Origin of the sequence: uncultured Gemmiger sp., assembly GCF_934561205.1 — a bacterium.
Classification (GTDB): domain Bacteria; phylum Bacillota; class Clostridia; order Oscillospirales; family Ruminococcaceae; genus Gemmiger.
In genome coordinates, this window is the sequence record NZ_CAKTFU010000012.1 from 44,524 (window position 1) to 69,290 (window position 24,767).

The 24,767-nt window shown below is 60.2% G+C and carries 23 protein-coding genes and 1 tRNA gene; 12 read left to right on the forward strand and 12 right to left on the reverse strand.

What is annotated here, in order from left to right; genetic code table 11:
- Positions 1 to 25 precede the first annotated feature (25 nt).
- Entirely contained in the window at positions 26 to 2,458 is a 2,433-nt protein-coding gene (locus Q0I19_RS08315) for a glycogen/starch/alpha-glucan phosphorylase (protein ID WP_294761438.1), read from the reverse strand.
- A gap of 237 nt (positions 2,459 to 2,695) precedes the next feature.
- Between Q0I19_RS08315 and Q0I19_RS08320 the strand changes: the two genes are divergently transcribed.
- The 6 genes from Q0I19_RS08320 (at position 2,696) to Q0I19_RS08345 (ending at position 10,349) form a co-directional block, all read left to right on the forward strand.
- Positions 2,696 to 3,091 carry a cell division protein ZapA gene (locus Q0I19_RS08320; protein WP_294761437.1) on the forward strand — a complete coding sequence of 132 codons (396 nt, stop codon included), beginning with the start codon at positions 2,696 to 2,698 and terminating at the stop codon, positions 3,089 to 3,091.
- The gene (locus Q0I19_RS08325; RefSeq protein WP_294761435.1) at positions 3,088 to 5,160 is read left to right on the forward strand and encodes a U32 family peptidase; all 2,073 of its coding nucleotides are present in this window, start codon (positions 3,088 to 3,090) and stop codon (positions 5,158 to 5,160) included. The genes Q0I19_RS08320 and Q0I19_RS08325 overlap by 4 nt, the downstream gene beginning before the upstream one ends.
- A gap of 177 nt (positions 5,161 to 5,337) precedes the next feature.
- Positions 5,338 to 5,784, forward strand: coding sequence for a dUTP diphosphatase (gene dut / locus Q0I19_RS08330; RefSeq protein ID WP_294761434.1), 447 nt, complete (start codon positions 5,338 to 5,340; stop codon positions 5,782 to 5,784).
- Between the two features lie 86 nt (positions 5,785 to 5,870).
- On the forward strand, positions 5,871 to 6,425 hold the full coding sequence (locus Q0I19_RS08335; protein WP_294761433.1) for a Maf family protein: 555 nt from the start codon (positions 5,871 to 5,873) through the stop codon (positions 6,423 to 6,425).
- A 79-nt stretch (positions 6,426 to 6,504) separates the two neighbouring features.
- Positions 6,505 to 7,524, forward strand: a complete 1,020-nt coding sequence (locus tag Q0I19_RS08340; RefSeq protein ID WP_294761430.1) for a rod shape-determining protein — start codon at positions 6,505 to 6,507, stop codon at positions 7,522 to 7,524.
- Between the two features lie 539 nt (positions 7,525 to 8,063).
- A complete protein-coding gene (locus Q0I19_RS08345) occupies positions 8,064 to 10,349 on the forward strand; it encodes a SpoIIE family protein phosphatase (protein ID WP_294761428.1) in 2,286 nt (761 codons plus the stop codon).
- A gap of 100 nt (positions 10,350 to 10,449) precedes the next feature.
- Here the strand turns inward: Q0I19_RS08345 and Q0I19_RS08350 are convergent, their stop codons facing one another.
- From Q0I19_RS08350 to Q0I19_RS08365, 4 genes are all read right to left on the reverse strand, one after another.
- Positions 10,450 to 11,541, reverse strand: a complete 1,092-nt coding sequence (locus tag Q0I19_RS08350) for a Xaa-Pro peptidase family protein (protein ID WP_294761425.1) — start codon at positions 11,539 to 11,541, stop codon at positions 10,450 to 10,452.
- Positions 11,542 to 11,617: 76 nt separating this feature from the next.
- Positions 11,618 to 11,929, reverse strand: a complete 312-nt coding sequence (locus Q0I19_RS08355) for a type II toxin-antitoxin system RelE/ParE family toxin (protein ID WP_294761424.1) — start codon at positions 11,927 to 11,929, stop codon at positions 11,618 to 11,620.
- Positions 11,919 to 12,179 (reverse strand): type II toxin-antitoxin system Phd/YefM family antitoxin, encoded by a 261-nt coding sequence (locus Q0I19_RS08360; RefSeq protein ID WP_294761421.1) that lies wholly within the window; start codon positions 12,177 to 12,179, stop codon positions 11,919 to 11,921. Before Q0I19_RS08360 ends, Q0I19_RS08355 begins: the two co-directional genes overlap by 11 nt.
- A gap of 106 nt (positions 12,180 to 12,285) precedes the next feature.
- A tRNA-Arg gene (locus tag Q0I19_RS08365) sits at positions 12,286 to 12,362 on the reverse strand.
- Between the two features lie 225 nt (positions 12,363 to 12,587).
- Here Q0I19_RS08365 and Q0I19_RS08370 point away from each other — a divergent pair.
- The 6 genes from Q0I19_RS08370 (at position 12,588) to Q0I19_RS08395 (ending at position 18,077) form a co-directional block, all read left to right on the forward strand.
- Positions 12,588 to 13,529: a magnesium transporter CorA family protein gene (locus Q0I19_RS08370; protein WP_294761419.1), complete on the forward strand. Its 942-nt coding sequence runs from the start codon at positions 12,588 to 12,590 to the stop codon at positions 13,527 to 13,529.
- Between the two features lie 80 nt (positions 13,530 to 13,609).
- Positions 13,610 to 14,170 carry a sigma-70 family RNA polymerase sigma factor gene (locus Q0I19_RS08375; RefSeq protein WP_294761417.1) on the forward strand — a complete coding sequence of 187 codons (561 nt, stop codon included), beginning with the start codon at positions 13,610 to 13,612 and terminating at the stop codon, positions 14,168 to 14,170.
- A complete protein-coding gene (locus tag Q0I19_RS08380) occupies positions 14,167 to 14,685 on the forward strand; it encodes a hypothetical protein (RefSeq protein ID WP_294761415.1) in 519 nt (172 codons plus the stop codon). The genes Q0I19_RS08375 and Q0I19_RS08380 overlap by 4 nt, the downstream gene beginning before the upstream one ends.
- Before the next feature lie 192 nt (positions 14,686 to 14,877).
- Positions 14,878 to 15,276: a hypothetical protein gene (locus Q0I19_RS08385; protein WP_294761412.1), complete on the forward strand. Its 399-nt coding sequence runs from the start codon at positions 14,878 to 14,880 to the stop codon at positions 15,274 to 15,276.
- 354 nt (positions 15,277 to 15,630) lie between these two features.
- On the forward strand, positions 15,631 to 16,719 hold the full coding sequence (locus Q0I19_RS08390) for a sugar kinase (RefSeq protein WP_294761410.1): 1,089 nt from the start codon (positions 15,631 to 15,633) through the stop codon (positions 16,717 to 16,719).
- 494 nt (positions 16,720 to 17,213) lie between these two features.
- Entirely contained in the window at positions 17,214 to 18,077 is an 864-nt protein-coding gene (locus Q0I19_RS08395; RefSeq protein WP_294761408.1) for a LysR family transcriptional regulator, read from the forward strand.
- 331 nt (positions 18,078 to 18,408) lie between these two features.
- Here Q0I19_RS08395 and Q0I19_RS08400 read toward each other — a convergent pair whose 3' ends face one another.
- From Q0I19_RS08400 to Q0I19_RS08430, 7 genes are all read right to left on the reverse strand, one after another.
- Positions 18,409 to 19,236, reverse strand: a complete 828-nt coding sequence (locus Q0I19_RS08400) for a hypothetical protein (RefSeq protein WP_294761405.1) — start codon at positions 19,234 to 19,236, stop codon at positions 18,409 to 18,411.
- Positions 19,233 to 19,820 (reverse strand): class D sortase, encoded by a 588-nt coding sequence (locus tag Q0I19_RS08405; RefSeq protein WP_294761402.1) that lies wholly within the window; start codon positions 19,818 to 19,820, stop codon positions 19,233 to 19,235. The genes Q0I19_RS08400 and Q0I19_RS08405 overlap by 4 nt, the downstream gene beginning before the upstream one ends.
- Positions 19,821 to 19,952: 132 nt before the next feature.
- The gene (locus Q0I19_RS08410; protein WP_294761401.1) at positions 19,953 to 20,822 is read right to left on the reverse strand and encodes a hypothetical protein; all 870 of its coding nucleotides are present in this window, start codon (positions 20,820 to 20,822) and stop codon (positions 19,953 to 19,955) included.
- Positions 20,823 to 21,415: 593 nt separating this feature from the next.
- A complete protein-coding gene (locus tag Q0I19_RS08415; RefSeq protein ID WP_294761399.1) occupies positions 21,416 to 22,993 on the reverse strand; it encodes an O-antigen ligase family protein in 1,578 nt (525 codons plus the stop codon).
- Positions 22,994 to 23,147: 154 nt separating this feature from the next.
- Positions 23,148 to 23,282, reverse strand: coding sequence for a hypothetical protein (locus tag Q0I19_RS08420; protein WP_294761396.1), 135 nt, complete (start codon positions 23,280 to 23,282; stop codon positions 23,148 to 23,150).
- Between the two features lie 13 nt (positions 23,283 to 23,295).
- A complete protein-coding gene (locus Q0I19_RS08425) occupies positions 23,296 to 23,598 on the reverse strand; it encodes a Dabb family protein (protein ID WP_294761393.1) in 303 nt (100 codons plus the stop codon).
- On the reverse strand, positions 23,598 to 24,719 hold the full coding sequence (locus tag Q0I19_RS08430; protein WP_294761390.1) for an N-acetyl sugar amidotransferase: 1,122 nt from the start codon (positions 24,717 to 24,719) through the stop codon (positions 23,598 to 23,600). The genes Q0I19_RS08425 and Q0I19_RS08430 overlap by 1 nt, the downstream gene beginning before the upstream one ends.
- Positions 24,720 to 24,767: the final 48 nt, after the last annotated feature.

The window sequence follows — 24,767 nt, forward strand, 5'->3', positions numbered from 1 at the left end:
GCACGGCTTTGGCAGCAATTTTGGCTTATTTCACCGGCGTGGCACCCCAGATGTCGCGCGAGTAATCCATGATGGAACGGTCGGCGCTGAAGATACCGGCGTTGGCGATATTCATCAGGCTCATATGGTTCCACTTCTGCTTGTTGCGGTACAGCTCCTGCAAATCGTGCTGGGCGCGGCGGTAATCCTTGAAGTCCGCCATGACCATATACGGGTCGGAGTTGCGCAGGTTGCTGGTGATTTCGGTAAAGTTCTCGCCGTTCCAGCCCTTTTCCAGCAGGTCCAGCACCGCCATAGCGGTGTTGTCGCCCTGAATAAAGGCGTTGGGATGGTAGCCCATACCCTTCAGCGCGTTGACCTCGGGGGTCAGCATACCGAAGATGATCTCGTTTTCGTGACCGGCGGCGTCGGCGATCTCAACATTCGCGCCGTCCAGCGTGCCCAGCGTGATCGCGCCGTTCAGCATGAACTTCATGTTGCCGGTGCCGGAAGCCTCGGTGCCGGCCAGGGAGATCTGCTCGGACACTTCGCTGGCGGGCATCAGACGCTCGGACAGGGTGACGCAGTAATCCTCCAGATAGACCACGCGCAGCTTGCCGCGCACGGCGGGATCCTCGTCGATCATCTTGCCCAGCTTGCAGATCATGCGGATCATCTGCTTGGCCATATAGTAGCCGGGGGCAGCCTTGGCGCCGAAGATATAGGTCTTGGGGGTGAACTCGGCGTTGGGGTTGTTTTTCAGGTACAGGTACTCGGCAGCGATGTTCAGCGCGTTCAGATGCTGGCGCTTGTACTCGTGCATACGCTTGACCTGGCAGTCAAAGATGGAATCGGGGTCGATGACCTGACCGGTGGCTTTCTGCAGGTAGTTGGCAAAAATCACCTTGTTGGCGCGCTTGACCTGGGCAGCCTTTTCCTGCACGGTCTTGTCGTCCACAAATTTTTCCAGCTTTTTCAGCTCGGAGGCGTCGGTCTTAAAGCCCTCGCCGATGGTTTCCTCCAGCAGGTCGGTCAGGCCGGGGTTGGAGGCCAGCAGCCAGCGGCGGTAGGCGATGCCGTTGGTGACGTTGGTGAATGCCTTGGGCTTGTACAGGAAATAATCGTGGAACACGCTGTCCTTGATGATCTCGCTGTGCAGCTTGGAAACGCCGTTGATGGCGTGGCAGACATAGGCGCAGATGTTGGCGGTGCGCACCTGGTTGTCGCCTACGATGGCCATATAGTCGATCTTGCCCTGATCGCCGGGGAATGCCTTTGCCAAGTCGGCGCGGCAGCGGCGGTCCATCTCGCAGACGATCTGCCAGATACGGGGCAGCGTGGAGCGGAAGATATCGGCGTTCCACTTTTCCAGCGCCTCGCTCATGACGGTGTGGTTGGTGTAGGCAAACACACGGCGGCAGATGTCGAAGGCTGCATCCCACTCATAGCTGCACTCATCCAGCAGGATGCGCATCATTTCGGGGATGGCAACGGTCGGGTGGGTATCGTTGAGCTGGATAGCGACCTTGTCGGGCAGGTTGTCCAGCGTGCCGTACTGGTTCAGGTGGTTCTGCAGAATGTCGGCAATGGACGCGGCAGAGAAGAAATACTGCTGGCGCAGACGCAGGATCTTGCCCTCGGTGTGGTTGTCGTTGGGGTACAGGATCTTGGAGATCAGCTCGGCAGAGGCAGACTGGCTGATGGCGGTGTTGTAGTTGCCGGCGTTGAAGCTGCTCATATCAAAGCTGGGGGCTTTGGCCTGCCACAGGCGCAGCTTGCTGACACCCTCGCTGCCGTAACCGGCAACGTACATATCGTTGGGCACGGCGATGACGGAGTTGTAGTTTTCGTACTTGACGTGGTGGAAGCCGCCCTCCCAGGTCTCGATGGCCTGGCCGTCAAAGCGAATTTCCTGCGCCTGATCGGGGTGGCTCTTGATCCACACCTGGCCGCCGGGCAGCCAGTTGTCGGCGGTCTCCTGCTGCCAGCCGTCCACGATCTTCTGCTTGAAGATGCCGTACTCATACAGGATGGAATAGCCGGTGCCGGGGATGCAGTCGGTGGCCATGCCGTCCAGATAGCAGGCAGCCAGACGACCCAGACCGCCGTTGCCAAGGCCGGCGTCCGGCTCACAGTCATAGATGGTATCGATCTTAATATCGGCGTCGGCCAGGACGCTCTCGGCCACTTCGTTCAGGCCGAGGTTGAACAAGCTGGTGCGCAGGCTGCGGCCCATCAGGAACTCCATGCAGAGGTAATAGACCTGCTTTTTGCCCTCACCCAGCGTTTTAGACTGGAAACGTTTCTGCTTGTCGGACATGATCTGGCGGGTAACACCTGCCAGGCAGCGGTAGATCTGGTCGGCGGAGGCCGTATCCAGCGTGACGTTGCACTCGCTCATCAGCTTGTCTTTGAGCAGTTTTTCAAACTCGCGTTTCGTGTATTTCAAAATCGTTTCTCCTCCCTGATTGGCTGCCATTCGGATGTTTCCGATTTTTGCAATGCCATGTGGTTTTGCGCCACATTACCAATTATAGCCAATCCTTGCCGTTTGCGCAAGCAAAATTTGCCTGTTTCTTAAAGAAATTCCTTAATTTTCATAAAAAAGGTCTTTCTTTTGCAGTGAATTTGTATTACAATAATCTTAATCTATAAGATTGCCCCGCCGCGTGTCGGCAGACATTACACACATTTTCGAGAGGAGTTCAATCTTATCATGGGCATGACCACTTCCAAGGTGCGGCTGGAAATTTGCGGTTCCAGTTATGTTGTCAACACTACCGAGAGCGCCGAGTATATGCAGAATCTGGCGGACCGCCTGAATTTGGATATGAACGAGCTGATGTCGTCCTCCAAGACCGTCAGCATTACCACCGCTGCCGTTATGACCGCCCTGTCCTACCGTGACGAGCTGGAAAAGGCCAGCGGCAGCGCCGACAATATGCGCCGCCAGATCAAAAACTATCTGGAGGACGCCGCCACCTCCAAGATGGCCGCCGAGGAGCTGCGCCGTGAAAACGCCAGCCTGCAGCGCCGCATCGACGAGCTGAAGCGCCGCATGAACTACCCCGACGCCGAGCTTGACCCCAAGCCGGAACAGGAAGAACTGTGAGCCGCGCGCCGGAAATTTTAGCCCCGGCAGGAAATCGTGAGATGCTCAGCGCTGCTGTTTTCAGCGGCGCTGATGCTGTTTATCTGGGGCTGACAGGCTTTAACGCCCGCCGCACGGCGGGCAACTTTACCCCCGACGAGCTGCGCGAGGCGGTGCAGTTCTGCCATGCGCGGGGCGTAAAGGTCCATGTGACCTTAAACACGCTGGTCTACGGCAGGGAGCTGCCCGGCCTGGCCGATGCCGTGCGCGCCGTGGCCGAGGCGGGCGCCGACGCCGTCATTTCCGACGACCTTGCCGCCGCGCAGCTGATCAAAAGCATCGCGCCCACGCTGCATCTGCACGGCTCCACCCAGATGAGCATCCATACGCCCGAAGGTGCCAGAGAGCTGGCAGAGCTGGGCTACGACCGCGTGATCCTTGCGCGCGAATTGTCCCTGCAGGAGATCCGCGATGTCTGCGCCGCCAGCCCCATTGAGGTGGAGGTGTTTATCCACGGTGCGCTGTGCATGAGCGTGAGCGGCCAGTGCATGATGAGCGCCTTTCTGGGCGGACGCAGCGGCAACCGCGGTGCCTGCGCCGGGCCTTGCCGCCTGCCGTTTGACGCCTCGCCCGCGCTGCGCCCCGGCAAGCCGGGCAAAGCCTGCCATTTGAGCCTGAAGGATATGGATTTAATTCCCTACCTCAGGGATTTGACGGACGCGGGCGTTGCCAGCGTAAAGATCGAAGGCCGCCTGCGCACACCGGAATACGCCGCCGCAGCCGTGACGGCCTGCCGCTGCGCGCGCGAGGGGCAGCCCTATGACGAGCAGCTGGTGCGGGATATCTTCTCCCGTTCCGGCTTTACCGACGGCTACCTGCGCAACCGCAACGACGGCGCGATGTTCGGTGTGCGCACCGAGGCCGACGCCGCCGCCACCAAGGCCGCCGCGCCCAAGGCGCGCGAGCTGTTCCGCCGCGAACTGCCCCGCGTACCCGTGCACTACACGCTGGAGGGCGGTGTCGAGGACGGGGGCATCAAGCTGACCGCCGCCGACGAGGACGGCAACAAGGTCATTTTGTACAGCGCCGACGAGCCGCAGCCCGCCCAAAAGGACCCGCTGCCGGGCATCGAGCGCGCGCTGGCCAAGACCGGCGGCACCCCGTTTGTGATGGCGGAGCTTGCCGTCAAAACCGATGACCCCGGCTTTTTGCCGGGTTCTGCCTGGAACGAGCTGCGCCGCGACGCGCTGGATAAGCTGCTGCAAAAGCGCAGCGCCGCCGCGCCCCACGCCGTGCAGCCCTACACCCTGCCCGATTTTGCCGCCCACCCCGTCGGCGCCTTGCCCGCGCTGATGGCGCGGTTTGCCACGGTGGCCCAGTGCCCCGCCGAATACGCCGAGCCGCTGAGCCTGCTGGTGTTTCCCTTAAGCGAGGCCGCCGCCGTGCCCGCCGCCTGGCGCAAAAAGACACTGCTGGAATTGCCGCGCATCACCTTTGGCGCTGCCGAGGCAAAGACCGCGGCCGCCGTGGCTTCGCTTGACCCAGACGAGTTCGGCGGGCTGGTCATCAACAACCCCGCCCAGCTGCGCTACACAAAAAATTGGCGTAAGTACGGCGGTTTAGGCTTGAATGTCACCAACCCGATGAGCGCCGCCCGCTATGCGGCGCTGGGCTTGCAGGGGATGCTCTTGCAGCCCGAAACCGCGCTTTCCGCCATGCAGGAGGTTGCCCCCGGTGTACCGACGGCCGCCCTTTGCTACGGCCACCTGCCGCTGATGCTGACCCGCGCCTGCCCGCTGCGCAATGTGCACACCTGCGCCGAATGTACGGGCGGCGGCACCCTGCGCGACCGCAAGGGGCGGGATTTCACGGTGACCTGCTCCGCCCCCGGCGGTGCGGGACTGCGCACGGTGTTCAACCCCGTACCGCTTTATATGGGCGAACGCCTGACCGAAATGCCCGTGGATTACGCGGTTGCCGCCTTCACCACCGAATCCCCCGCCCGCGCCGCCCAGATATTGGCAGCCCTTTTTGCCCGCCAACCCTTTGACGCGGAGTTCACCAGAGGGCTATACTATACAAATAACTAAAATTTTTATTGTAAAAATTTTAGTTAGATAAAAATGAAAAGATAAAAGATAATAAATAAGGTGGTGTTTTTTTCCGCGCAGCGGCAAAAAACAAAATTTCAGCGCCGCTGCGCGGCGCGCCACCATAATTTTTATCTATTATCTTTTATCTATTATCTTAAAATTCGGAGGTCCCCCATGTCCCCTACCGTAAAATACAAAAAACTTGACCCCCGCGCCCAGGTCCCTGCTTACGCCACGCCCGGCGCGGCAGCGGCCGATCTGTGCGCTTTGCTGGACGCGCCGCTCACCCTTGCCCCGATGCAGCGCGCCCTGATCCCCACCGGCCTTGCCATCGAACTGCCCGACGCCGGCTGCGTTGCGCTGGTGTATGCCCGCAGCGGTCTGTCCATCAAGCACGGTGTCTGCATGGCCAACGGCGTCGGCGTGATCGACAGCGACTACCGCGGCGAATTGCGCGTACCTATGGTTAATCTTTCCACCGAAAGCTACACCATCCAGCCCGGTGAGCGCGTCGCCCAGCTGTGCATCGCCCCCGTGTGGCAGGCAAACTTTGCCCCCGCCGAGGAACTGTCCGACTCCCAGCGCGGTGCGGGCGGGTTCGGCTCCACGGGCAAGCTGTAATTACCAAAATTTTCCAGTCTCGCCCCGCATCGTGCCGTTTCGACACCCCGCCCCTGTATACTGGTTTAGAAAGGAAGCAATCCTCTATGGCCTTGATTTTAGCCTCCGGCAGCCCGCGCCGCCGTGAACTGATGGCGCTGATCACCCGGGACTACACCGTCATCACCTCCGACGTGGACGAAAGCGAGATCGCCGCCGACACCCCGGCGCATCTGGCGCAAAGCCTGGCCACCGCCAAAGCCGAGGCCGTCGCCGCCGCCCACCCGACGGACACCGTCTGCGGGTTTGACACCGTGGTGGAATGTGACGGCGCGGTTTTCGGCAAGCCGCACGACGAAGCCGACGCCCTGCGTATGCTGCGCGCGCTTTCGGGGCGCAGCCACAGGGTGCACACGGGGGTCTGTGTCTGCCAAAACGGGCATAAACTCGCCTGTGCCGAGACGACCACCGTGCACTTTGCCCCCATCGACGAGGCCGACCTGCTGCGCTATGTGCGCACGCCCGAACCTTACGACAAGGCGGGCGGCTACGCCATTCAGGGGCACGCCGCGCTGTGGTGTACCGGCATAGAGGGCTGCTACTACAACATTATGGGGCTGCCCGTTTACCGCACCGCCGCGCTTTTGCAGCGTCTGGGCTAAGGGCCGCCCCGCATCGGGGGAGGCCGCCATGGGTCGTTTTACGCAGTTTTTTACACGTTTTATCGGGAGATTTCGCACTATGTTTACCAAAGATATCGGCATTGATCTGGGTACCGCCAATACCCTTGTGTACATGAAGGGGCGCGGCATCATCATGCGCGAGCCAAGCGTTGTGGCGGTCGACCCGCGCACCGACGAGCTGCGCGTGCGCTGCGTCGGCAAGGAGGCCAAGGCGGTCATCGGCCGTGCGCCCGGCTCCATTGTGGCGGTGCGCCCCTTAAAGGACGGCGTCATTGCCGACTTTGACATCACCGCCGCCATGCTGCAGAGCTTTATCCGCCAGGCCTGCGGCAACACACTGCTGGCCCACCCGCGCGTGGTCATCTGCGTGCCGTCCGGCGTCACCGAGGTCGAGCGCCGCGCCGTGCGCCAGGCCGCCGCCAAGGCGGGCGCGCGCCAGGTCACCGTCATCGAGGAGCCGATGGCCGCCGCCATCGGTGCGGGTCTGCCCACCACCGACGCCGTGGGCAGCATGATCGTGGATATCGGCGGCGGCACCGCCGAGGTGGCTGTCATCAGCCTGTCGGGCACGGTGTCCAGCCGCAGTGTGCGCTGCGCCGGCGACGCGCTGGACCAGAGCATCATTGCCTTTATCAAGCGCAAATACAACCTGCTGGTGGGCGAGCGCACCGCCGAGCAAATTAAAATTGAGATCGGCTCCGCCTGCCCGCAGGACCCCGAAACCGGTATGGAGATCAAGGGGCGCAATTTGGTGGACGGCCTGCCCAAGGACATTATGATCCGCTCCGACGAGGTGCGCGACGCCATGTCCGACTGCCTGATGCGCATCGTGGATGCCATCAAGGACACGCTGGAATCCACCCCGCCCGAGCTTTCCAGCGATATCATCGACCGCGGCATTATGCTTTCGGGCGGCGGCGCGCTGCTGCGCGGGCTGGATACCCTGATCCGCAACGAAACGGGCATTGACGTCCACATTGCCGAAAGTCCGCTGGACTGCGTGGCGCTGGGCGCGGGTGCCGTGCTGGATAACCCCGCCCTTGTCACCCAGCGGCGCGAAGAAATGAGCTATTTGTAAAACGACCCCAAAACTTCAACATTTTGTATAAAAGCTCCCGATTTTCGGGGGCTTTATTTAAGTTATGGACTTTTTGTATAATTTTAGGGGCAGTTATACGGTTTGTATAGTTTTTAGGATGGTAAACCACCTCTATGGCTTCCCCCTCTGGGGGAAGCTGTCACCCCAAAAAGCTCTTTTCTGGGTAGTAATGTAGGGAGGGGTCTTGACCCCTCCTTGCCGCCTTACGGCTGCAACAACATAACGGGTACTCCGTAGGGGCGGCATATATGCCGCCCGCCGCAGCCATCCCGGCAAATCGACCTGACGGGCAAACTGCACGGGACGCATATATGCGTCCCCTACAAACCTGCCGGAAATACCGCAGCAACAAAAACAAACCGCCCCCATAAAACCGTGTTCGCCTAGCGGACACACCCTATCTAAACTCTAAACTCTTAACTCTCAACTCTTCGCAGCCCTCATATTTCCACCAAAAAAACATCCCCCGCATGGTATAGTTTTCCCGTAACCAACATACCAATAAAGGGGGCATTTGTATGGCTGTTTTTACCAGGCAGCGGCTGCGGCTTTCGGCGGGGGGTGCGCCGTCCGCGCGGTGGGTGCCGGGGGTTCGCACCTCGGTGTGGCTGTGGCAGGCCGCGTCGGCGGCAGGGGGTGCTTTGCTGGGGGCCGGGCAGGTGTACGGCGGGGCGGCACCGTTCGGGCCGGCCCTTGTGCTGGGCTGCCCGTCGGGATACGCCTTGGCGGCGGGGCTGGGGGCGGCCACGTCCTCCCTGCTGCTGCAGCCGGGCATTTTGGGCATTGCACTGGCGGGCAGCACGCTTTGCGCCGCAATAATACGCTGTACCGTAAACAATCGGCGCGCAGCCGTCGGGGCGGGGCTTACCGTGCTGGCGGCCATACCGCTTGTTTTCTGGTTTTTGCGCGGCTCGGTCGCCCCGTCCGAGGTGGCAGGGCTGCTTTGCACGGCCCTGCTGGCCGCCCTGCTGGGCGCGGGGTTTGCCAAATTACCGCTGCAGCAGCCCAAGGGGCTGTGTCTGGCGCTGGCGGTCGCCGCCTGCTGTGCGCAGCGTTTTGCCGCAGCCGCCTTTGCGCCGGGTCTGGCCCTGTTTGCCGCCGCCGTGTTCTGCTGTGCGGTGTACGGCACCTTGGAGCAGACCGCCGTTTTGTGCATCGCCTTTTGCGCGGCGCTGACTGCCGCCGACCGTACCCTGTGCCCCGCCGCCTGTGCCGTGGCGCTGGGCGGGCTGGCAGCGGGCTGTATGTTCCACGGGGACCGCCGCCGCTGTGCCGCCGCGTTTGCGGCAGGGTGCGGTGTGGGGGCACTGGCCCTGCCGGAGCTTTCCGCCCTGCTGCCGCTGGCCACCGCCGCAGGTGCGGGGCTTGCGGCCGCCCTGGCACTGCCGCAAGCCCTGCTGCAGGGGTTGTTTCCGCCGCCCGCGCCGCCCCTGCAGACCCAGCCGCTGAACGGCGCCGCCCGCCGTTTGGCGGGGGTGGCCGACGCCCTGAGCGACATTGCCGACACCGTCACCGCCGTCTGTGACCGCCAGGCCCCGCCCAAGGGCGAAAACTTCGACTTCGTGGTCGAGCATGTCGCCCGCACCACCTGCCAGGGCTGTACCCGCCGCAGCGCGTGCTGGGTGCGCGGGTATTCCACCGCCATGGACGGGCTGTACCAGCTCAAGCCCACGCTGGAAACACAGGGCAAGGTCGAGGTCGAAAACCTGCCGGGGCAGCTTTCGTCCTGCATCCACCCGGGCGACCTGTGCCTGGCCGCCAACCACGGGTATCGGCTGTGGCGCAGCCGCCGCCAGACGCGGGCGCGGGCCGCCATGCTGCGCACCGCCCTGACCGAGCAGTACAGCGCACTGGCGGGGGCACTGGCGCAGCTTTCGGCCAAATTGAGCCAGGCGGGGCTGCCCGACCCGCGCCGCGGGGAAAAGGTCGCCCGCTTTTTTGCCGAGCTGGGTCTGGAAACGCTGGAATGCTGCGCCGCCACCGACCTGACAGGGCGGCTCAGCCTTACCGTCACCCTGCCGCGCACCCGCTTTACCGAAACAGAATCCGACGCTTTAACGGCAGAAATCAGCCGCCTGTGCCGCCGTGACATGGCCCTGCCGGAAATTTCCCACTGCCGCACGGTGACAACGCTCACCTTCAGCGAGCGCCCGCTGTTTGCCGTGCAGTTCGGCGCAGCGTCCCGCCCCGCCAAGGGGCAGACGGTCAGCGGGGACGCCTTTGACCAGTTTTGCGACACCGCCGGGCGGGCGCAGATGCTTTTGTGCGACGGCATGGGCACGGGCCGCCCCGCCGCCGTGGACGGACGCATGGCCGCCAAGCTGACCGCCCAGCTTTTGCGCGCGGGCTTTGCCGCCGAAAGTGCCGCGCGGCTTGTCAACGTGGCGCTGAACCTGAAAAGCGCCGACCGCGAATCCGGCGCAACGCTGGACCTGCTCACGGTGGATCTGTACACGGGGCGGGCAGGACTGTTCAAGGCGGGGGCGGCGCCCAGCTTTGTGGTGCGCGGCGGCACGCCCTACGCATTGGAGGGCAACAGCCTGCCCATGGGCGTGGTGGACACGCTGGTGGGGCGCAGCACGGCGTTTTCGCTGGACAGCGGGGACTGGGTGGTGCTGGTCAGCGACGGCGTTTTGACCGACGGCAGCGAGTGGCTTTTGCAGCAGCTGCAGCTTTGCGCCAAGCTGGACCACACCCCCGACCGCGCCGCCGAAACCATTGCCGACGCCGCCGTGCGCCGCGCAGGAGACCGACAGGACGACATCACGGTGGAGGTGCTGCAGCTGACGCGCAAAGGGCGGTAAAAATAAATAACAAAGAGGGACGCTGCCCACGGCAGCGTCCCTCTTTGTTTTGTTTGCGCCGCACGGCGCAAACTCCACCTTATTTATTATCTATTATCTTTTATCTATTATCTAATTCGTCATTCCCTACGCACGCCCAGTTTTTGTCCTCTCGGTTCAAAACCTCGCATCCCGTCTCGGTCACCAAGACCAGGTCCTCAATGCGCACACCGAACTCTCCCGGCAGATAAATCCCCGGCTCGATGGAAAATATCATGCCCGGCTTGGCTACCGCCGTGTTGGCGCTGCTGACATCGCCCTTTTCGTGGTCGGTCTGGCCGATAAAATGCCCCAGCCGATGGTTAAAATACGGCCCGTACCCTGCCTGTGCGATCACCTGCCGCGCGGCGGCGTCCACATCGCACAGCCGCACACCGGGCTTTACCAGCGCCTCGGCGGCCAGGTTGGCGCGGCGCACAAGGTCGTGCACGGCGGCCTGTTTTTCGGTGGGGGTACCCGCAAACCAGGTGCGGGTCATGTCGCTGCAATAGCGGTTTTTGCGGCAGCCCATGTCCACCAGCACGCACTGGCCGGGCTGCAAAACGGTGTCGTCCGGCTCGTGGTGGGGGTCGGCGGCGTTGGCGCCAAAGGAGACAATGGTCGTAAAGCTGTTGCCCTCGCACCCGTGGGCAAGGTACTGCTCGTCCACAAAGCGGGCGGCCTGCTTTTCTGTCATGCCTACGCGGATATACTGCTTTACGGCGGCGTTGACCTCGTCATTGATGCGGCTGGCCTCGCGCATCAGGGTCTGCTCGGTCTCGTCCTTGCAGGCACGGCAGTCGTCCACGCAGTCGCTGGCCAGCACCACGTCCATGCCGTGGCAGCGCTGCATCAGGGGGATCAAAAATTTGGCCGGCCACTCCTTGTCAATGCCCAGAGTCTCGGCGGTGTTGACCACAGCGGCGATCTGCGCCACGGGGTCCTGCGCATCGTCGTGCCACACCGCCTTGCAGGGCGGGTTCGGCACGTTGAACAGACGGTTCAAAAACAGCGTAGGTTCGCCGTTTAGCGGCAGATACAAGGCCAGCAGCCGTTCATACGGCTCGACCTCCACACCCGTCAGATACCACACACTTTTGGGGTCAGACACAAGAATCTGGGTCAGCCCCTGCGCCTGCATGGCGGCGCGCACCCGCACAATACGTTGGTTCATGGTTCGGCACTCCTTTGCTTTGTTTGGCTTATATTATAGTCCTTTGCGCGCAAAATGCAAGCCATCCCGCACCGCGTTACAGGTACTTCTCATAATTTTGCGACCCGTGGAAAATTCGGTAGATTTCCACGGTGGTTTTTGGCTCGTCAATTTTGAACAGTGCCACAAATTTGCCGACCAGAAATTTTCGATATCCGCGCAGCCGAAGCCCTTCATCGCGGGAATACCCATACATCGTCGGCATTTCCGAAAGCCGGGGCAGAATCTCCCCAAACTCTTTTACAAAGCCCTGAATCGCCTGCCGGGAATCATACTGTTTTTCAAAATATTGCAGAATTTCCCGGTAATCCTCCTCCGCAGCGGGAAGCATAAAAACCTTATACGCCATACTTCTCGCCCGTTTCCCGCAGGATATCCGCCAGCGGACGTCCCAAGCCCATCTCGTGCTGCGCCTCCGCTGCCGCCAGCTTTGCATAAACCTCGTTCATCACCATCTGACGCTCATAGGCTTCCATGCTCATAATGACCATATCGCCGTACCCGTTTTTGGTTACAAAGATCGGTTCTTGGGTTTCATGGCAGCGCTGTGAGATACCATTTGTGTTTTTTAAATCGCGGATGGGAATAATCTCCGGCACAAAACCATCTCCTTTCGTGGTATTATTATACCACGAAAAAGTCACAACCGCAAGCCATCCCGCTTTTTACAAAAAGAAAAAGGTCACTTACTTTCGTAAGTGACCTTGGTGCGCCGGAAGAGACTCGAACTCCCGACCTTCTGATTCGTAGTCAGACACTCTATCCAGCTGAGCTACCGGCGCTTGTCCATCGCGTTTGCCGCGGAACGTATATTATAATACCACCGACCCCTCCAAATGTCAAGCACTTTTTCAAAGTTTTTTCAAAAATTTGCAAAAAGGCACGTTTTCGGCGGTCATACGTCATACTTTTTCCTTTCAGACGCCGCACAGCAGGATTTTACTTGCGGTTTTGCGCCAAACATCGTATACTATAAGCGTATATTACGGATTTGGGTGTGACTTTCTATGATGAAAATTTACCGCACGCAGGACAAACTACTGACCCGCGCCGACGATATGAACGAGGGGGTCTGGATCTGCCTGACTTCCCCCACCGAAAACGAGGTGCGGCAGGTGGCGACCACGCTGGACATTGAGCCTGCCGACCTGTTTGCCGCCACCGACCCTGAGGAATCTGCCCGCATCAGCCTGGAGGACGGCTACACCTTGATCATCGTGGATATCCCCGTCAAGGTCGCCGACGCGGCCGAGGGTGTGTACACCACCATTCCTCTGGGCATTTTGCTGACCCAGCAGGTCATCGTCACGGTGTGCAGCGCCGACACCCCCGTGCTGGCCGACTTTGCCGCCTGCCGTGTGCGCGGGTTTTCGACCCGCAAAAAAATGCGCTTCGTCTACCAGCTTTTGTACCGCGCGGCCACCATGTATCAGCAGGAGCTGCGCCTGATCGACCGCCGCCGCATGGCCATTGAGAAAAACCTGGCCGGCGACCTGCGCGACAGCGACCTGATGGAGCTGCACGGGCTGGAATCCACGCTGGTGTACTTCGCGACCTCGCTGCGCGCCAACGCCACCGTGCTGGACCGCCTGACCCGCTACAAGCGGCTGGAACAATATCCCGACGACCGCGAGCTGCTGGACGACGTCATCGTTGAGATCCGCCAGGCCATTGAGATGACCGGCATCTACCGCGACGATATCAAAGGTACGCGTGAGCTGTTCAGCTCCATTCTGGACAACCGCATGAACACCGCCATGAAATACCTGACCAGCATCACCCTGCTGATGGCCGTGCCCACCGTCATCAGCGGCCTGTACGGCATGAACGTCGCCACCGAGGGTATGCCCTTCGCGCGTACCCCTGCGGGATTTTTCATCATCGTTTTTCTTACGCTCGTCACCTGCATCTTTGCCGCCTGGATCCTGCACAAAAAACATATGCTGTAAACTCCGCCCGCACTTTTGCGGGCTTTTTTGTAACACCCGCCGCAAAAAACCGTTATTATAAGTAGCAAGGAGGTTTCTCCATGGACGATAAAGCCATTGTGGCGCTGTACTGGGCGCGCGACGAGCAGGCCATCGGCGAGACGGCCGCCAAATTCGGCGCGTACTGCCGCAAAATTGCCGACAACATCCTGCACAGCGCCCACGACGCCGAGGAGTGCGAAAACGACACCTGGCTGGCCGCGTGGAACAGCATGCCCGACAACCGCCCCGACCGGCTGGCGCCCTACCTGGGACGCATCACCCGCAACCTGGCGCTGGACAGGCTGGACGGCAGCCGGGCGCAAAAGCGCGGCGGCGGGCAGAGCTGTGCTTCGCTGGACGAGCTGGCAGAGTGTCTGGCTGCGCCCGACCGCGTGGAGGATGCCTTTGACGCCGCCGAGACAGGGCGGCTGATCAGCGATTTTTTGCGCACCCTGCCCGCGCAGACGCGCACGATTTTTCTGCGACGGTACTGGTACTGTGACGCCACCGCCGACATCGCCGCCCGCTGCGGCGTGACCGACGCCAAGGTGCGGGTGACCCTGCACCGGACCCGCGGCAAGCTGGCCGCTTACTTACAGGAAAGGGGTGTAGCCTTATGACAGAGCGCCAGTTGTTTGACGCCATCGGCCATGTGGACGATGACCTGATTTTGCAGGCCGACGCCCCGCAGCGCCGTAAACCGGCGGTGTATTGGCGGCCGCTCGTGTCGATAGCCGCCTGCGCCTGCCTGGCCATCGGCATGGTGGGGTTTGGCAGCAAGATGTTCCGCTGCGGCAGCGCCGCCCCCGCCGAAGCTGCCATGCTGGAGGATCGAAATCTCGAAAGCACCTACGGCGCCGACAACGGCGAGGACGGTGTTTGCGCCGCTGCCTCCGCCACCCGCCGCGCCGTGCGCATCGATGGGGTTCTCTACTACGACACCGGCACCGTCAGCGACATGGAATACCGCTGCGGCACCCCCGACGGCGTGATCTCCGACACGACCGACGCGGACGCCCTGCCCACCGAGGACGGGCAGAGCAACTTCGGCACAGGGTACGGCTACCAATTTGCCGCCGACGGCACCGTGGAAGTGGAAATTGACGGCGAGTACGTCATTTTTGCGGCGGAGTAAGGGAAGGCTGTCGAAAAAACCAACCGGATGATTGCGAACTTTCGGTTGGTTTGTAGGGAACTGACTTTTTCTACAAGCTGTCGGCGAAGCCACCTTGTTTATTATCTTTTATCGCTCTCCCTTTTAAGTTAATTGTTGCTGGGCAGATTGCCTGTCTAAATTGCCGTGATATATTTCGAAAGGATTGTCCGCATGAGAAAGAAAATAGCTATCACTATGGCCGTTGCAATCATCGTTCTAACGGTGGTCGTGATTATTTCGAGAGGGAAAATGCCTTATAAAGATTTGAAAGCCTCCGATATTGTTTCCGCGACAGTCTCTTTCCTTCCGCCCGATGAGACAGTCCAAATTACAGATGTAGAAGAACTTGTTTCATATCTCAGCGAGGTTACTATCTATAATGAAGATAATTCATATACCGACTATTGCGGTCAAACGGTCTTGTTCACGCTAACAATGGCTGATGGAACCCAGGAAAAAATTACAGCATTCAATCCCTTTGTCATAATCAACGGCGTAGGATATAAGGCTAAATACGAACCGTGTGAGAGGCTTAGCCTCTATGCAAATCAATTACTGAGCGCCGGATAAAAAACATAGTATCGTTGTCAAAGAACAGGCCAAAAACTTTTTTGACTGACAAATTGAAAATTATACGCCACATAACAAAAGTAAGGTGTAACTGAGGCTTGTTCTTGTTTATTTTCCGGCGAATGAATAAGTCTGCATGGAAGTCGGCTGCCCAAGCAGCAGCAACCATTATCTTTTATCTTTTATCTTTTATCTTTTATCTATTATCTATTTTGCCCTTTTCCCCGCAAACCACGGCGAAATTGCCCAAAGTCGCAACCGCGCAATTTTTGTCTTGCAATCCCACCCGCTTTGCCGTACAATGGAATTGACAAAATACGGGGGTCTGCCCCCCATTGCACGGAGGGTCGTTTTATGGAACACGCCAATCCCATCTTAATGAACACCACCAGCCCGCAGAAGTTCATCACCATCGGTGAGGTCATGCTGCGCCTGACCCCGCCCAACTACGAAAAGATCCGCATGACCTCCTCGTTTGAGGCCAGCTACGGCGGCAGCGAGGCCAACATTGCGCTGGCGCTGGCAAACCTCGGCGTAGATTCGACGTTTTTCAGCGTCGTGCCCAACAACTCTCTGGGCAAAAGCGCCGTGCGCTGGCTGCGCTGCAACGACGTACACTGCACGCCGATGATCCTTTCCTCCAAGGAGGAAACCCCCAGCCACCGCCTTGGCACCTACTACCTGGAGACCGGCTACGGCATCCGTCCCAGCAAGGTCATTTACGACCGTATGCACAGCGCCCTGACCGAGTACGACCTGTCCAAGGTCGATCTGGACGCCCTGTTTGAGGGCTTTGACTGGCTGCACCTGTCCGGCATCACCCCCGCGCTGAACAAAAATTGTGCAGATTTCATCCTGCGCTGCCTGAAAAAGGCCAAGGAAATGGGTCTGACCGTCAGCTTTGACGGCAACTTCCGTTCCAGCCTGTGGACGTGGGAGGAAGCCCGCGACTACTGCACGCAGTGCCTGCCCTATGTGGACGTGCTGTTCGGCATTGAGCCGTACCACCTGTGGAAGGACGAGGACGACCACAGCCAGGGCGACTGGAAGGACGGCGTGCCCCTGCAGCCCAGCTACGAGCAGCAGGACGAGATCTTCCACCGTTTTGTGGAGCGCTACCCCAACATCAAGTGCATCGCCCGCCATGTGCGCTACGCCCATTCCGGCAGCGAAAACAGCCTGAAAGCCTTCCTCTGGTACGAGGATCACACCTTTGAGAGCAAGCTGTTCACCTTTAATATTCTGGACCGCGTGGGCGGCGGCGACGCCTTTGCCAGCGGTTTGATCTACGCCATGATGCACAATTACAAGCCCATGGATATGGTCAACTTTGCCGTGGCGTCCAGCGCCATCAAGCACACCATCCACGGCGACGCCAACATTACCGACGACGTGGACAGCATCCGCAACCTGATGAACATGAACTACGACATCAAGCGCTGATACCAAAATCAAGGGGCCGCAAGGCCCCTTTTTGTTTTGCTGTTTTTTTGGGGGGCGGCAGCACCGACAATGCGGGCAATTTGCAGGGGCGGGGCATGCCCCGCCCGCGGCCTTACGGCTGCAACAACGCAACGGGTACTCCGTAGGGGCGGCATAAATGCCGCCCGTTGCAGCCGTCCCGGTAATGCGAACTAACGGGCAAACCCCACGGGACGCATATATGCGTCCCCTACAAGCCTGCCGGAAATAAGTGCTTTGCCTATAACCGCTTGTCATCCGATGGTTCGTAGGGAGGGGTCTTGACCCCTCCTTGTCGTTTTGCGGCTGCCGCCCATTTCCCCGGCGGGGTGGGGTCACCCCGCCCGCGACCCAATGGCAACACGAAAATTACGGGTCATTCTGTCGTAACGACTTGACTTTTTTTCAACTATGCTTTATAGTTAAATAGGCAACCTTGTGTTGCAAATTTCTCAATCAGAAAGTGAACCGATTTTATGGATACAGAACGCTGGCAGATTTTATGCAAGGCCATTGATTCGGGCAGCCTGCGCGGTGCCGCCGAACAGATGGGCTATACCGTTTCGGGCATCAGCCGCAGCGTGGCCACGCTGGAGGCCGAGCTGGGCTTTTCGCTGCTGTACCGCGCCAAGACCGGCGTAAAACCCACGGCAGAATGTGAAAAACTGATGCCCGCCGTGCGCGAGCTTTTATTTGCGCAGGAACGTGTCGAGCAAACCGCCGCCCGCATCAAAGGGGCCGAGTACGGCACCATCGTCATCGGCACGGCGTACAGCTGCTACTACCGCTGGATCAGCACCGTCACGCAAGGGTTCCGCCAAAAGCACCCCGGCGTGCAGTTCTGCATGGTCAACGGCAGCAGTTCGCAGCTGCACGACATGCTGATGCAGCATCGGCTGGATTTCTGCATCATCTCGGCGCGCGAGGGCGGCCACGACTGGTACCCCCTGTGCAACGACCCGATGATGGCCATGGTCCCTGCGGCGCACCCGCTGGCCAAGCAAAAGACCGTACCGCTGAAAGCCCTGGAAACCGAGCCGTTCATCGACACCTTTGCCGGGCAGGACAACGACAACGCCCGCATGTTTGAGCGCTGCGGCATCCACCCCAACACCCAGTACCAGAGCATGGACATTGACGCCACCTACGCCATGGTCGCGGCGGGGCTGGGCATCACGACCAACAACAACGTGAACTGCCGCGCGGGGGACAGTGCCATCCGCTTTTTGCCGCTGGACCCTCCCCAGACGGTAGAGATCGGCCTGGCCTGCGGCAAAACGATGCCCCCCGCCGGGGAGGCGTTTTTGCAGTACATCCTGCCCCAGCTGCCCAAGGAATAACAACCAAAACACCCTGTGCCACGGCACAGGGTGTTTTTCAGCTTATAGAAAAAGCACATTCCTTGTCTATTGAATATGTAGGGGCGGGGCATGCCCCGCCCGCGACCCTACACTATAATGAATAGTATGGGGTGGCTTGTAGGGGCGGCATATATGCCGCCCGCCGCAGCCGTCCCGATAATGCGGTATAACGGGTAAACCGCACGGGACGCATATATGCGTCCCCTACAAACCTGCCGAAAAAGATGAAGTTTTAGTTTTAATGGACAACTACAAGAGTTTTTCAACAGTCTGACCCTGTGCCACGGCACAGGGCGTTTTTGCGTACATCTTACGGTTTGCTTCTTTTTTTGCTGCGTCCTGCCAGCTTCAATCGGCAGCACACCACGGCGGCGGCGGCCATGGCGGCGGCAACCGCCCCCGCGCACAGCAGGATGGCGGCGGGCAGGGCGGCCACCCAGCAGGCCAGCAGCGGACGGCCGGGGTCGGTTTCGGCCACGGCAGCCAACCAGGGTTGGGCAGCGGCCACGGCGGACACCACCAGCCCCGCGCCGGCGGTAGCGGCCGCCATGCGCAGCAGCGCGGCGGCCATCGTCACCCAGCCGGGGGCCAGCAGGTACAGCTCGGCCAAAATGCCCGCCAGCACCAGCGCGCACACCCAGTTAATGACCGCCAACTGGCTGCGGTATTGCAGCACAGCCCCCAGCGCGGCCGAAAACGGCGTAACCACCGCCGCATTCCAGGCAGCCGAACAGGCCTCCTGCATGCCCAGCCGTTCCGACAGCGTTCCGCTGACGTCCTGCACCTGCCATTCGTAGGTTTCGGCCAGACCGTCCATGGGGTTTTCTTCCTGCGTTTTGCCGTGCCACAGGGCATCGGCGCGGCGCAGAATACCGTCAGTGACCGTTTCCACAGTCAAAAGTTCGTCCAGCGGTTCCTCCGGCAGGTCGTAAAAGCGGGCATAGCCGCCGCACTCCTGCCGCAAAAGTTGCTGCACATAGGCCGTGTAGCCGCTGCTTTGCAGGCAGGCCGCAAAGTGCCCCTGCCGCAGCAGCGTCAGGCTGACCCCTGCCGACACCGCCAGCAGCACGGCGCAGATGCACCCCACCGCCTGCAGTACAGCCGACAGCAGGTCGGCCTGCTGCCGACGGCGCGTCATGGCTGCACCTCTGCCAGCAAGGGGCCGCTTGTCAGCTTGCCGTAGACAAAGTAGCGCCAATCCGTATGCGCGACCTGCCCCAGCGGATAGCAGGTGTACAGGATAATATTTTCCGGCGTGGCGGTCAGGTCGTAGGCCGTGGTATCGGTGGCCAGGGCGGGCTGCATACCCGTGACCTCGTAGTGATAGGTACCGTAGTAGGTTTCAATTTCTATGTCGGCGCCCACCTCAATGCTGCCGAAATCCCGAAAATATGTGCCCGTGTGCCCTGCCACCAGAATGGTGCCGTCCTCACCGGGGATGCAGGTTTCGGGGTAGGTGCCCGCGCCCGCGTTCAGTTCGGGGTCGTCGTCGCCGTAGTAGAGCGCGCAGTCCACCGACGTGCCGGAGATTTTCAGTGTGCCGTAAGCCTTGCCCTTGACGGGGTAACCGCCGAGATCCGCCAGGTCGACGACCTCGCGCGCGGGTTCCTGCGCTTCGGGCGAGGGTTCGGGCGTCTGCGTGGGGGCAGGGGTGGCCTGTGTCGGTGCCCCCGATGCCGACGCCGTGTTTTGCAGCGTTACAGCGGGATAGCGAAAAATCACAAGCACCGCGCAAACCGCCAAAACACAAAAAACAAGGGAAAGAAACAGATTCTTTCCCTTGCTGATTTTGTGCTTTGGTGCAGCGTCAAAAGGTTTGTCTTTCATAACACAACACCGTTACGTTTCTTGGGATTATTTGCCCAGGCCGTTCTTCTTGGTCAGGTAAGCGGCACCGCCCACGGAGGCAGCGATACCCAGGGCAACCACCAGTGCGGCAGCGCTCATGTCAGCGCCGGTAGCCTTGATGGGGGCAGCGGGAGCAGCGGCAGGAGCCGGAGCAACAGTGGCTGCAGGAGCAGCGGTAGGTGCAGGAGCAGCGGTAGGTGCGGGGGTAGCAGTAGGTGCGGGGGTAGCGCTGGGGGCAGGAGTAGGAGCAGGTTTCTTGCTGGCTACCAGCGTGTAGGTAGAGAAGTGGGGAACCCAGGCGCGTACGATGACGTACTGATTATTGTAAACACTAGAAACGGTGTTGATCGTAGTGGTGGAACCGTCAGCATTGGTGTACAGCAACTGGTAGGTGTCGTTATCAGTCACATCAAGGCAAAAGCAGACCAAGAAACCGAGGGGACTGGCTGCAGGGGTAGTGCCGTCAGCCTTAACAAAGTTAGCCGTCAGGGTGTAGGTATCTGCCTTGCCTTCAACGGGCGCAAAAGCAACGTCCTTAATCTGAAGCCCGTCCTCGTTGCTAAAAGTGCTGACATTGACGCTGTTGGTCGTTTTTCCCTCCACTTCAGCTTCCTCATAGTAACTATTGTAAGGACTGCCATTAATAAAGGTATAATTCCAGGCACGATTGTAAGCGTACACCATGTCAGGGTTGATAACGGCAGCACCGTCAATAGCCTTTACCATTTCCTGGTAGGTGTTGAAATCGGCATCAGTCCAAGTCTCCTTGGCAGCCAGTTCTTTGGCAACTTCGCCCGGGGTGCCTGCCGCAAAGGCAGAAACGGCGCAAACGGCAGCCAAGGCCACAGCGCAAATCATAGAAACGAGTTTTTTCATGTTTTTTTACTCCCTTTCACTTTTTGCACAAGTGCATAATTTCTTGTGAGGATTTAAACAAATACATTCTATCCTTTTTTGTCACGAAAGTCAATGTAAAAATGTTACAAATTCTTCACGGATTTTCACAGAAAATGCACAAAATATCGGCGGCCAGGGCACGCCCCGACCGCCGCAGACTGTCGAAAAACTTAATGGGAATATTGTGAACATTCGGTGAGTTTGTAGGGGACGCATATATGCGTCCCGTGCGGTTTACCCGTTATACCGCATTATCGGGACGGCTGCGGCGGGCGGCATATATGCCGCCCCTACAAGCCAACCCATTAGATTCATTATAGTATATGGTCGCGGGCGGGGCGTGCCCCGCCCCTACCAGTCCATTAAAATTAAAAGTAAATCTTTAGAATTACCACTCCAGTAGGGGCGAGCATTGCTCGCCCGTGCCCGTTTACCTTGTAAGAAAACCACCCCGGAAAACGCGATGCTGCGCCAAGTTGACGGGCGACCGATGGTCGCCCCTACACATTTCATAGACCGGGAATGTGGTTTTTTGACACGCTGATAGCGTGCACAATTCCCCTATCCGCTTTTCAAAGCCGCTGTGCCAGAGCATCCGCCAGCCATGCGGCGGGCAAGGCCAGCGCCGCCAGGGCCGCCAGGGTGCGCCACTCGCCGCGGCGGGCCAGCGGTTTGGGCAGCGTGCACAGCGCAGCCAGCACAAACACAGGCGCCAGCACGGCGGGCATGTCGATGCTGAACACCGCCTGCACGGCGTAGCCCAGCAGAGCCGCCGCGGCGGCGGGGCAGCTTTTCAGCCCGCGGCGGATATGCTGTGCCAAAAACACAGCCCACAGGGCCAGCCCCACCGCACCGCCGCAAAGCAGATGCTGCAAATACACGTTGTGGGGCGAATCCATGACGTCTCCGCTTAATTCGCGCATCAGCTGCACCGTGCCCGCATCGGGCACAAGGTGCTCGTAGCAGCCCTCGCCGCCCAGGCCGAACAGCCGCTGAAACAGCGTGATATCATCGCGCCAGATCTCCCAGCTGCGCCGCCACACATAGCCGCGCCCACTGCCCCAGGTGTCGCAAAAGCGCAGGGCTTCGCACAGCTCGGCGGGCAGCAGGTTCGTTCGGTTGGCCAGCACGACCGTCAGCACACCCAGCGCCGCAGCAGCCCCGATCACCGCGGGCACGGCACGGCGCGCCGTGCGGCGGGTACGGCGCAAAAGCATCGTAAGCACGGCAAAAACCATCACACCGCCCAAAGCCGGCAGGGGGCTTGTGACCACGGCGGACACCGTGCGCCATTCCTCGCGCATGGGCAGCAGCCGCCCCGCCAGACCTGCCGCCGCGTTGGCCGCACCGAACACAGCCAGCGCCGCCGTAAGCCGCGCCAGCTGACGGTTTTGCAGGTCCTTTTGCAGGCACAAAAGCGCCGCGGCACAGCCGCAGCCCAGCCAGGCGGCATCGCACCCGGCAGCCGTCAGACCCGTGGCGGTCAGCACCGAGGCAGCCAGCCAGCCGACCGTGCGGCGGCGGGTATCGGCATGCAGCAGCTCCCACACGCAAACCGGCAAACACAGGCACAAAAACGCGCCGTAAAAGTTCGTGTTGCCCACCGTGCCCAAAAACAGCCCGCCCTTGTCGGGCAAAAAGGTGTAGTAGGCGTCCAGCGGGTCGCACAGAAAGACATTCAGCCAGCAAAGCAGCGTAATGCCGCAGCCCGTGTAGGCCAGCCCGCGGCAAAACCATCCTGCGGGCAGGCCGCCCGCAAACAGCCGCACGGTAAAATACAGCGCCGTACACGCCAAAAGCAGCACCAGACCATTGTACCGCCCCGCGCGGCCCCACAGCGCCGTATGGCGGTTTTCGGCAAAAAGCCACGCCACAGCGTAATCCACACACAAAAGCGGCAGGGGCAGCCAGCTTAGCGACGGGTGCTCCGGCTTGCGGCGGCGGCCGTGCAGCGCACTGTACCCCCAGCTTACCAGCGCCCCCGCCGACGCGCACAGCACAATGACCAGCAGCAGCGCAAACTTATGTTGAACCAGCCCCACATAGCCGCACGGCATGTACAGCGGCAGCCACACCAGCGCCGCCAACGCGGCTGTGTTGGCCGCCAGTGCCCCCGGCGGGCAGGGATGCAGTTTTTTCGGCAGACGCATAACTTACCCCTCAATTCCGCTGTCGATCAAAGCGGTTCTGTTTTTCATCGCATTTTCTAAGATGCAGTCGAACACAGATGTACTCTCCTTTGCATAAAAAGCAGGGAGAGGCCGCAGCCCCTCCCTGCAAAGTCCCTGCAACAGGCGGGAATTTTCAGAACCGTTGTACCGTGGGGGTCGGGCCGGGTTCCGGCCGGGGTGCCGGTGCCGAGCGCGCCAGCCACAGCGTCACGCCGAATGTCGCCCACAAAAGCAGCAGCACCAAGACCGCCAAGGTTCGTTTTTTCATACGGTCGCTCCCGTTACACCGTAAAATCCAGGCAGGTGCGCACAGCGGTGTAGGGGCGTACCTTGCCGTTGGCCACGGCAACGTGCGCCGGATGCACAGAGTACCCCTTCAGGGCGGCCTCGTCGGCAAAAACGGTGTCCAGCATCAGGTCGGCATTGGCAGAGCTGGGCAGCGCGTCGGTGTAGACGTGCACCTCCAGCAGGCCCGGGATCTGCCCGGCCAGCCCCTCCAGCCCGGCCTTGATGCCCGCCTTGACGGCGGCTTTTTCGGCGTCGGGCATGTCCTTGAGCTTCCACAAAATCACATGGCGAACCATTACTTGTTTTCCTCCCAGATGGGGTGCTTGAGCTGCCACTCGCCGCAGTCGTTCTTTTCAAACAGGTCGCGGTTGTAGAACTTGTCCATAATGCGCCAGAACTCGGTCTCGGTGTAGCCGCAGAAGTCGCAGAAATCGCGCACGCAGAGCGGGTCCAGCTTGCCGTCGCGCTCCTTGATGATGCGCACGGCCTCCTCGCGGGTCATCATACCGTAGCGGATGTAGCGGGCGGTGTAGTCGGTGGCGGCAGCGTGGCCGAACTTGGGGTACTTCAGCCAGCTGTGCACCAGATACGCGCGGGAATCGATCTGGTCGAAATTCTCGGCGTGGTGGGTGCGGTCCCACTCGTGGGTCAGGTCGTGGAAACCGTGTGCCTTGGCGATCTGGTAGTTCTTGTAGCTGTTCCAGGGCACAAAGTAGCTCATGTAGAACGGGTCGAGCTTGGCGCGTTCCTCGGCACTGGGGGCCAGGGTCAGGCTCAGGTCGTTTTCGGTCACGCCGTCACCCAGCAGCTCTTCCATGGGCATACCCACGGCGACGCCGTTTTCGATCTGATCCATGGCGGAGTAGGTCTCCTTGTCGGCGTTGCCGCCGTACTCAAAGCTGACGTTTTCGCCGTAGCAGAGCATGGGGGTGTTGAACTTGGCCGCCATGTGCAGCGGGAAGGTGTAGATCAGGCGGTCGACGTACCAGGTCGGCTTGCCGTACTTTTCAAAAAATTTGCGCATCAGAACTTTCTGCACCTTGATGTTGGGCTTGCAGGAGATGATGGTGCAGCCGAATTCCTCGCTGATGTTTTTCAGGTTGTGGATGCCGGCCTGCGTCATGGGGAAGTTATCCTCAACGCTGAAGAGGATGGGGTTCATGTGCATGACCTCTTTCAGCATCCAGACCTGGAAGTGGCTGTCCTTGCCGCCGGAAACAGCCACAGCGCAGTCGTATCCGCCGGGGCCGTTCATGCCGCGGTACTTGTTGCAGTAGGCCTCAAACTCCTTGAAGCGGGCATCCCAGTCCACATTTTTGCGGTTCTCATAGTGGCGGCAGGCGCTGCACACGCCCTCGGCATCAAAGGTAATGCCGGGTCGGGTGTCGGGCATGGTACATTTTTTGCAGTAACGCATAGAATTCTCCTTTATATGTTGGCTCCCGCACAGGCGCGGGTTTCTGTA

Coding starts and splice junctions, on each gene's coding strand:
- Q0I19_RS08400 (WP_294761405.1), bottom strand. CDS start 19,236: ATGACGCGCCGTCGGCAGCAGGCCGACCTGCTGTCGGCTGTACTGCAG.
- Q0I19_RS08315 (WP_294761438.1), bottom strand. CDS start 2,458: ATGGCAGCCAATCAGGGAGGAGAAACGATTTTGAAATACACGAAACGC.
- Q0I19_RS08395 (WP_294761408.1), top strand. CDS start 17,214: ATGGATACAGAACGCTGGCAGATTTTATGCAAGGCCATTGATTCGGGC.
- Q0I19_RS08430 (WP_294761390.1), bottom strand. CDS start 24,719: ATGCGTTACTGCAAAAAATGTACCATGCCCGACACCCGACCCGGCATT.
- Q0I19_RS08410 (WP_294761401.1), bottom strand. CDS start 20,822: ATGAAAAAACTCGTTTCTATGATTTGCGCTGTGGCCTTGGCTGCCGTT.
- Q0I19_RS08380 (WP_294761415.1), top strand. CDS start 14,167: ATGACAGAGCGCCAGTTGTTTGACGCCATCGGCCATGTGGACGATGAC.
- dut (WP_294761434.1), top strand. CDS start 5,338: ATGTCCCCTACCGTAAAATACAAAAAACTTGACCCCCGCGCCCAGGTC.
- Q0I19_RS08375 (WP_294761417.1), top strand. CDS start 13,610: ATGGACGATAAAGCCATTGTGGCGCTGTACTGGGCGCGCGACGAGCAG.
- Q0I19_RS08425 (WP_294761393.1), bottom strand. CDS start 23,598: ATGGTTCGCCATGTGATTTTGTGGAAGCTCAAGGACATGCCCGACGCC.
- Q0I19_RS08420 (WP_294761396.1), bottom strand. CDS start 23,282: ATGAAAAAACGAACCTTGGCGGTCTTGGTGCTGCTGCTTTTGTGGGCG.
- Q0I19_RS08320 (WP_294761437.1), top strand. CDS start 2,696: ATGGGCATGACCACTTCCAAGGTGCGGCTGGAAATTTGCGGTTCCAGT.
- Q0I19_RS08415 (WP_294761399.1), bottom strand. CDS start 22,993: ATGCGTCTGCCGAAAAAACTGCATCCCTGCCCGCCGGGGGCACTGGCG.
- Q0I19_RS08355 (WP_294761424.1), bottom strand. CDS start 11,929: ATGGCGTATAAGGTTTTTATGCTTCCCGCTGCGGAGGAGGATTACCGG.
- Q0I19_RS08345 (WP_294761428.1), top strand. CDS start 8,064: ATGGCTGTTTTTACCAGGCAGCGGCTGCGGCTTTCGGCGGGGGGTGCG.
- Q0I19_RS08340 (WP_294761430.1), top strand. CDS start 6,505: ATGTTTACCAAAGATATCGGCATTGATCTGGGTACCGCCAATACCCTT.
- Q0I19_RS08335 (WP_294761433.1), top strand. CDS start 5,871: ATGGCCTTGATTTTAGCCTCCGGCAGCCCGCGCCGCCGTGAACTGATG.
- Q0I19_RS08370 (WP_294761419.1), top strand. CDS start 12,588: ATGATGAAAATTTACCGCACGCAGGACAAACTACTGACCCGCGCCGAC.
- Q0I19_RS08385 (WP_294761412.1), top strand. CDS start 14,878: ATGAGAAAGAAAATAGCTATCACTATGGCCGTTGCAATCATCGTTCTA.
- Q0I19_RS08390 (WP_294761410.1), top strand. CDS start 15,631: ATGGAACACGCCAATCCCATCTTAATGAACACCACCAGCCCGCAGAAG.
- Q0I19_RS08350 (WP_294761425.1), bottom strand. CDS start 11,541: ATGAACCAACGTATTGTGCGGGTGCGCGCCGCCATGCAGGCGCAGGGG.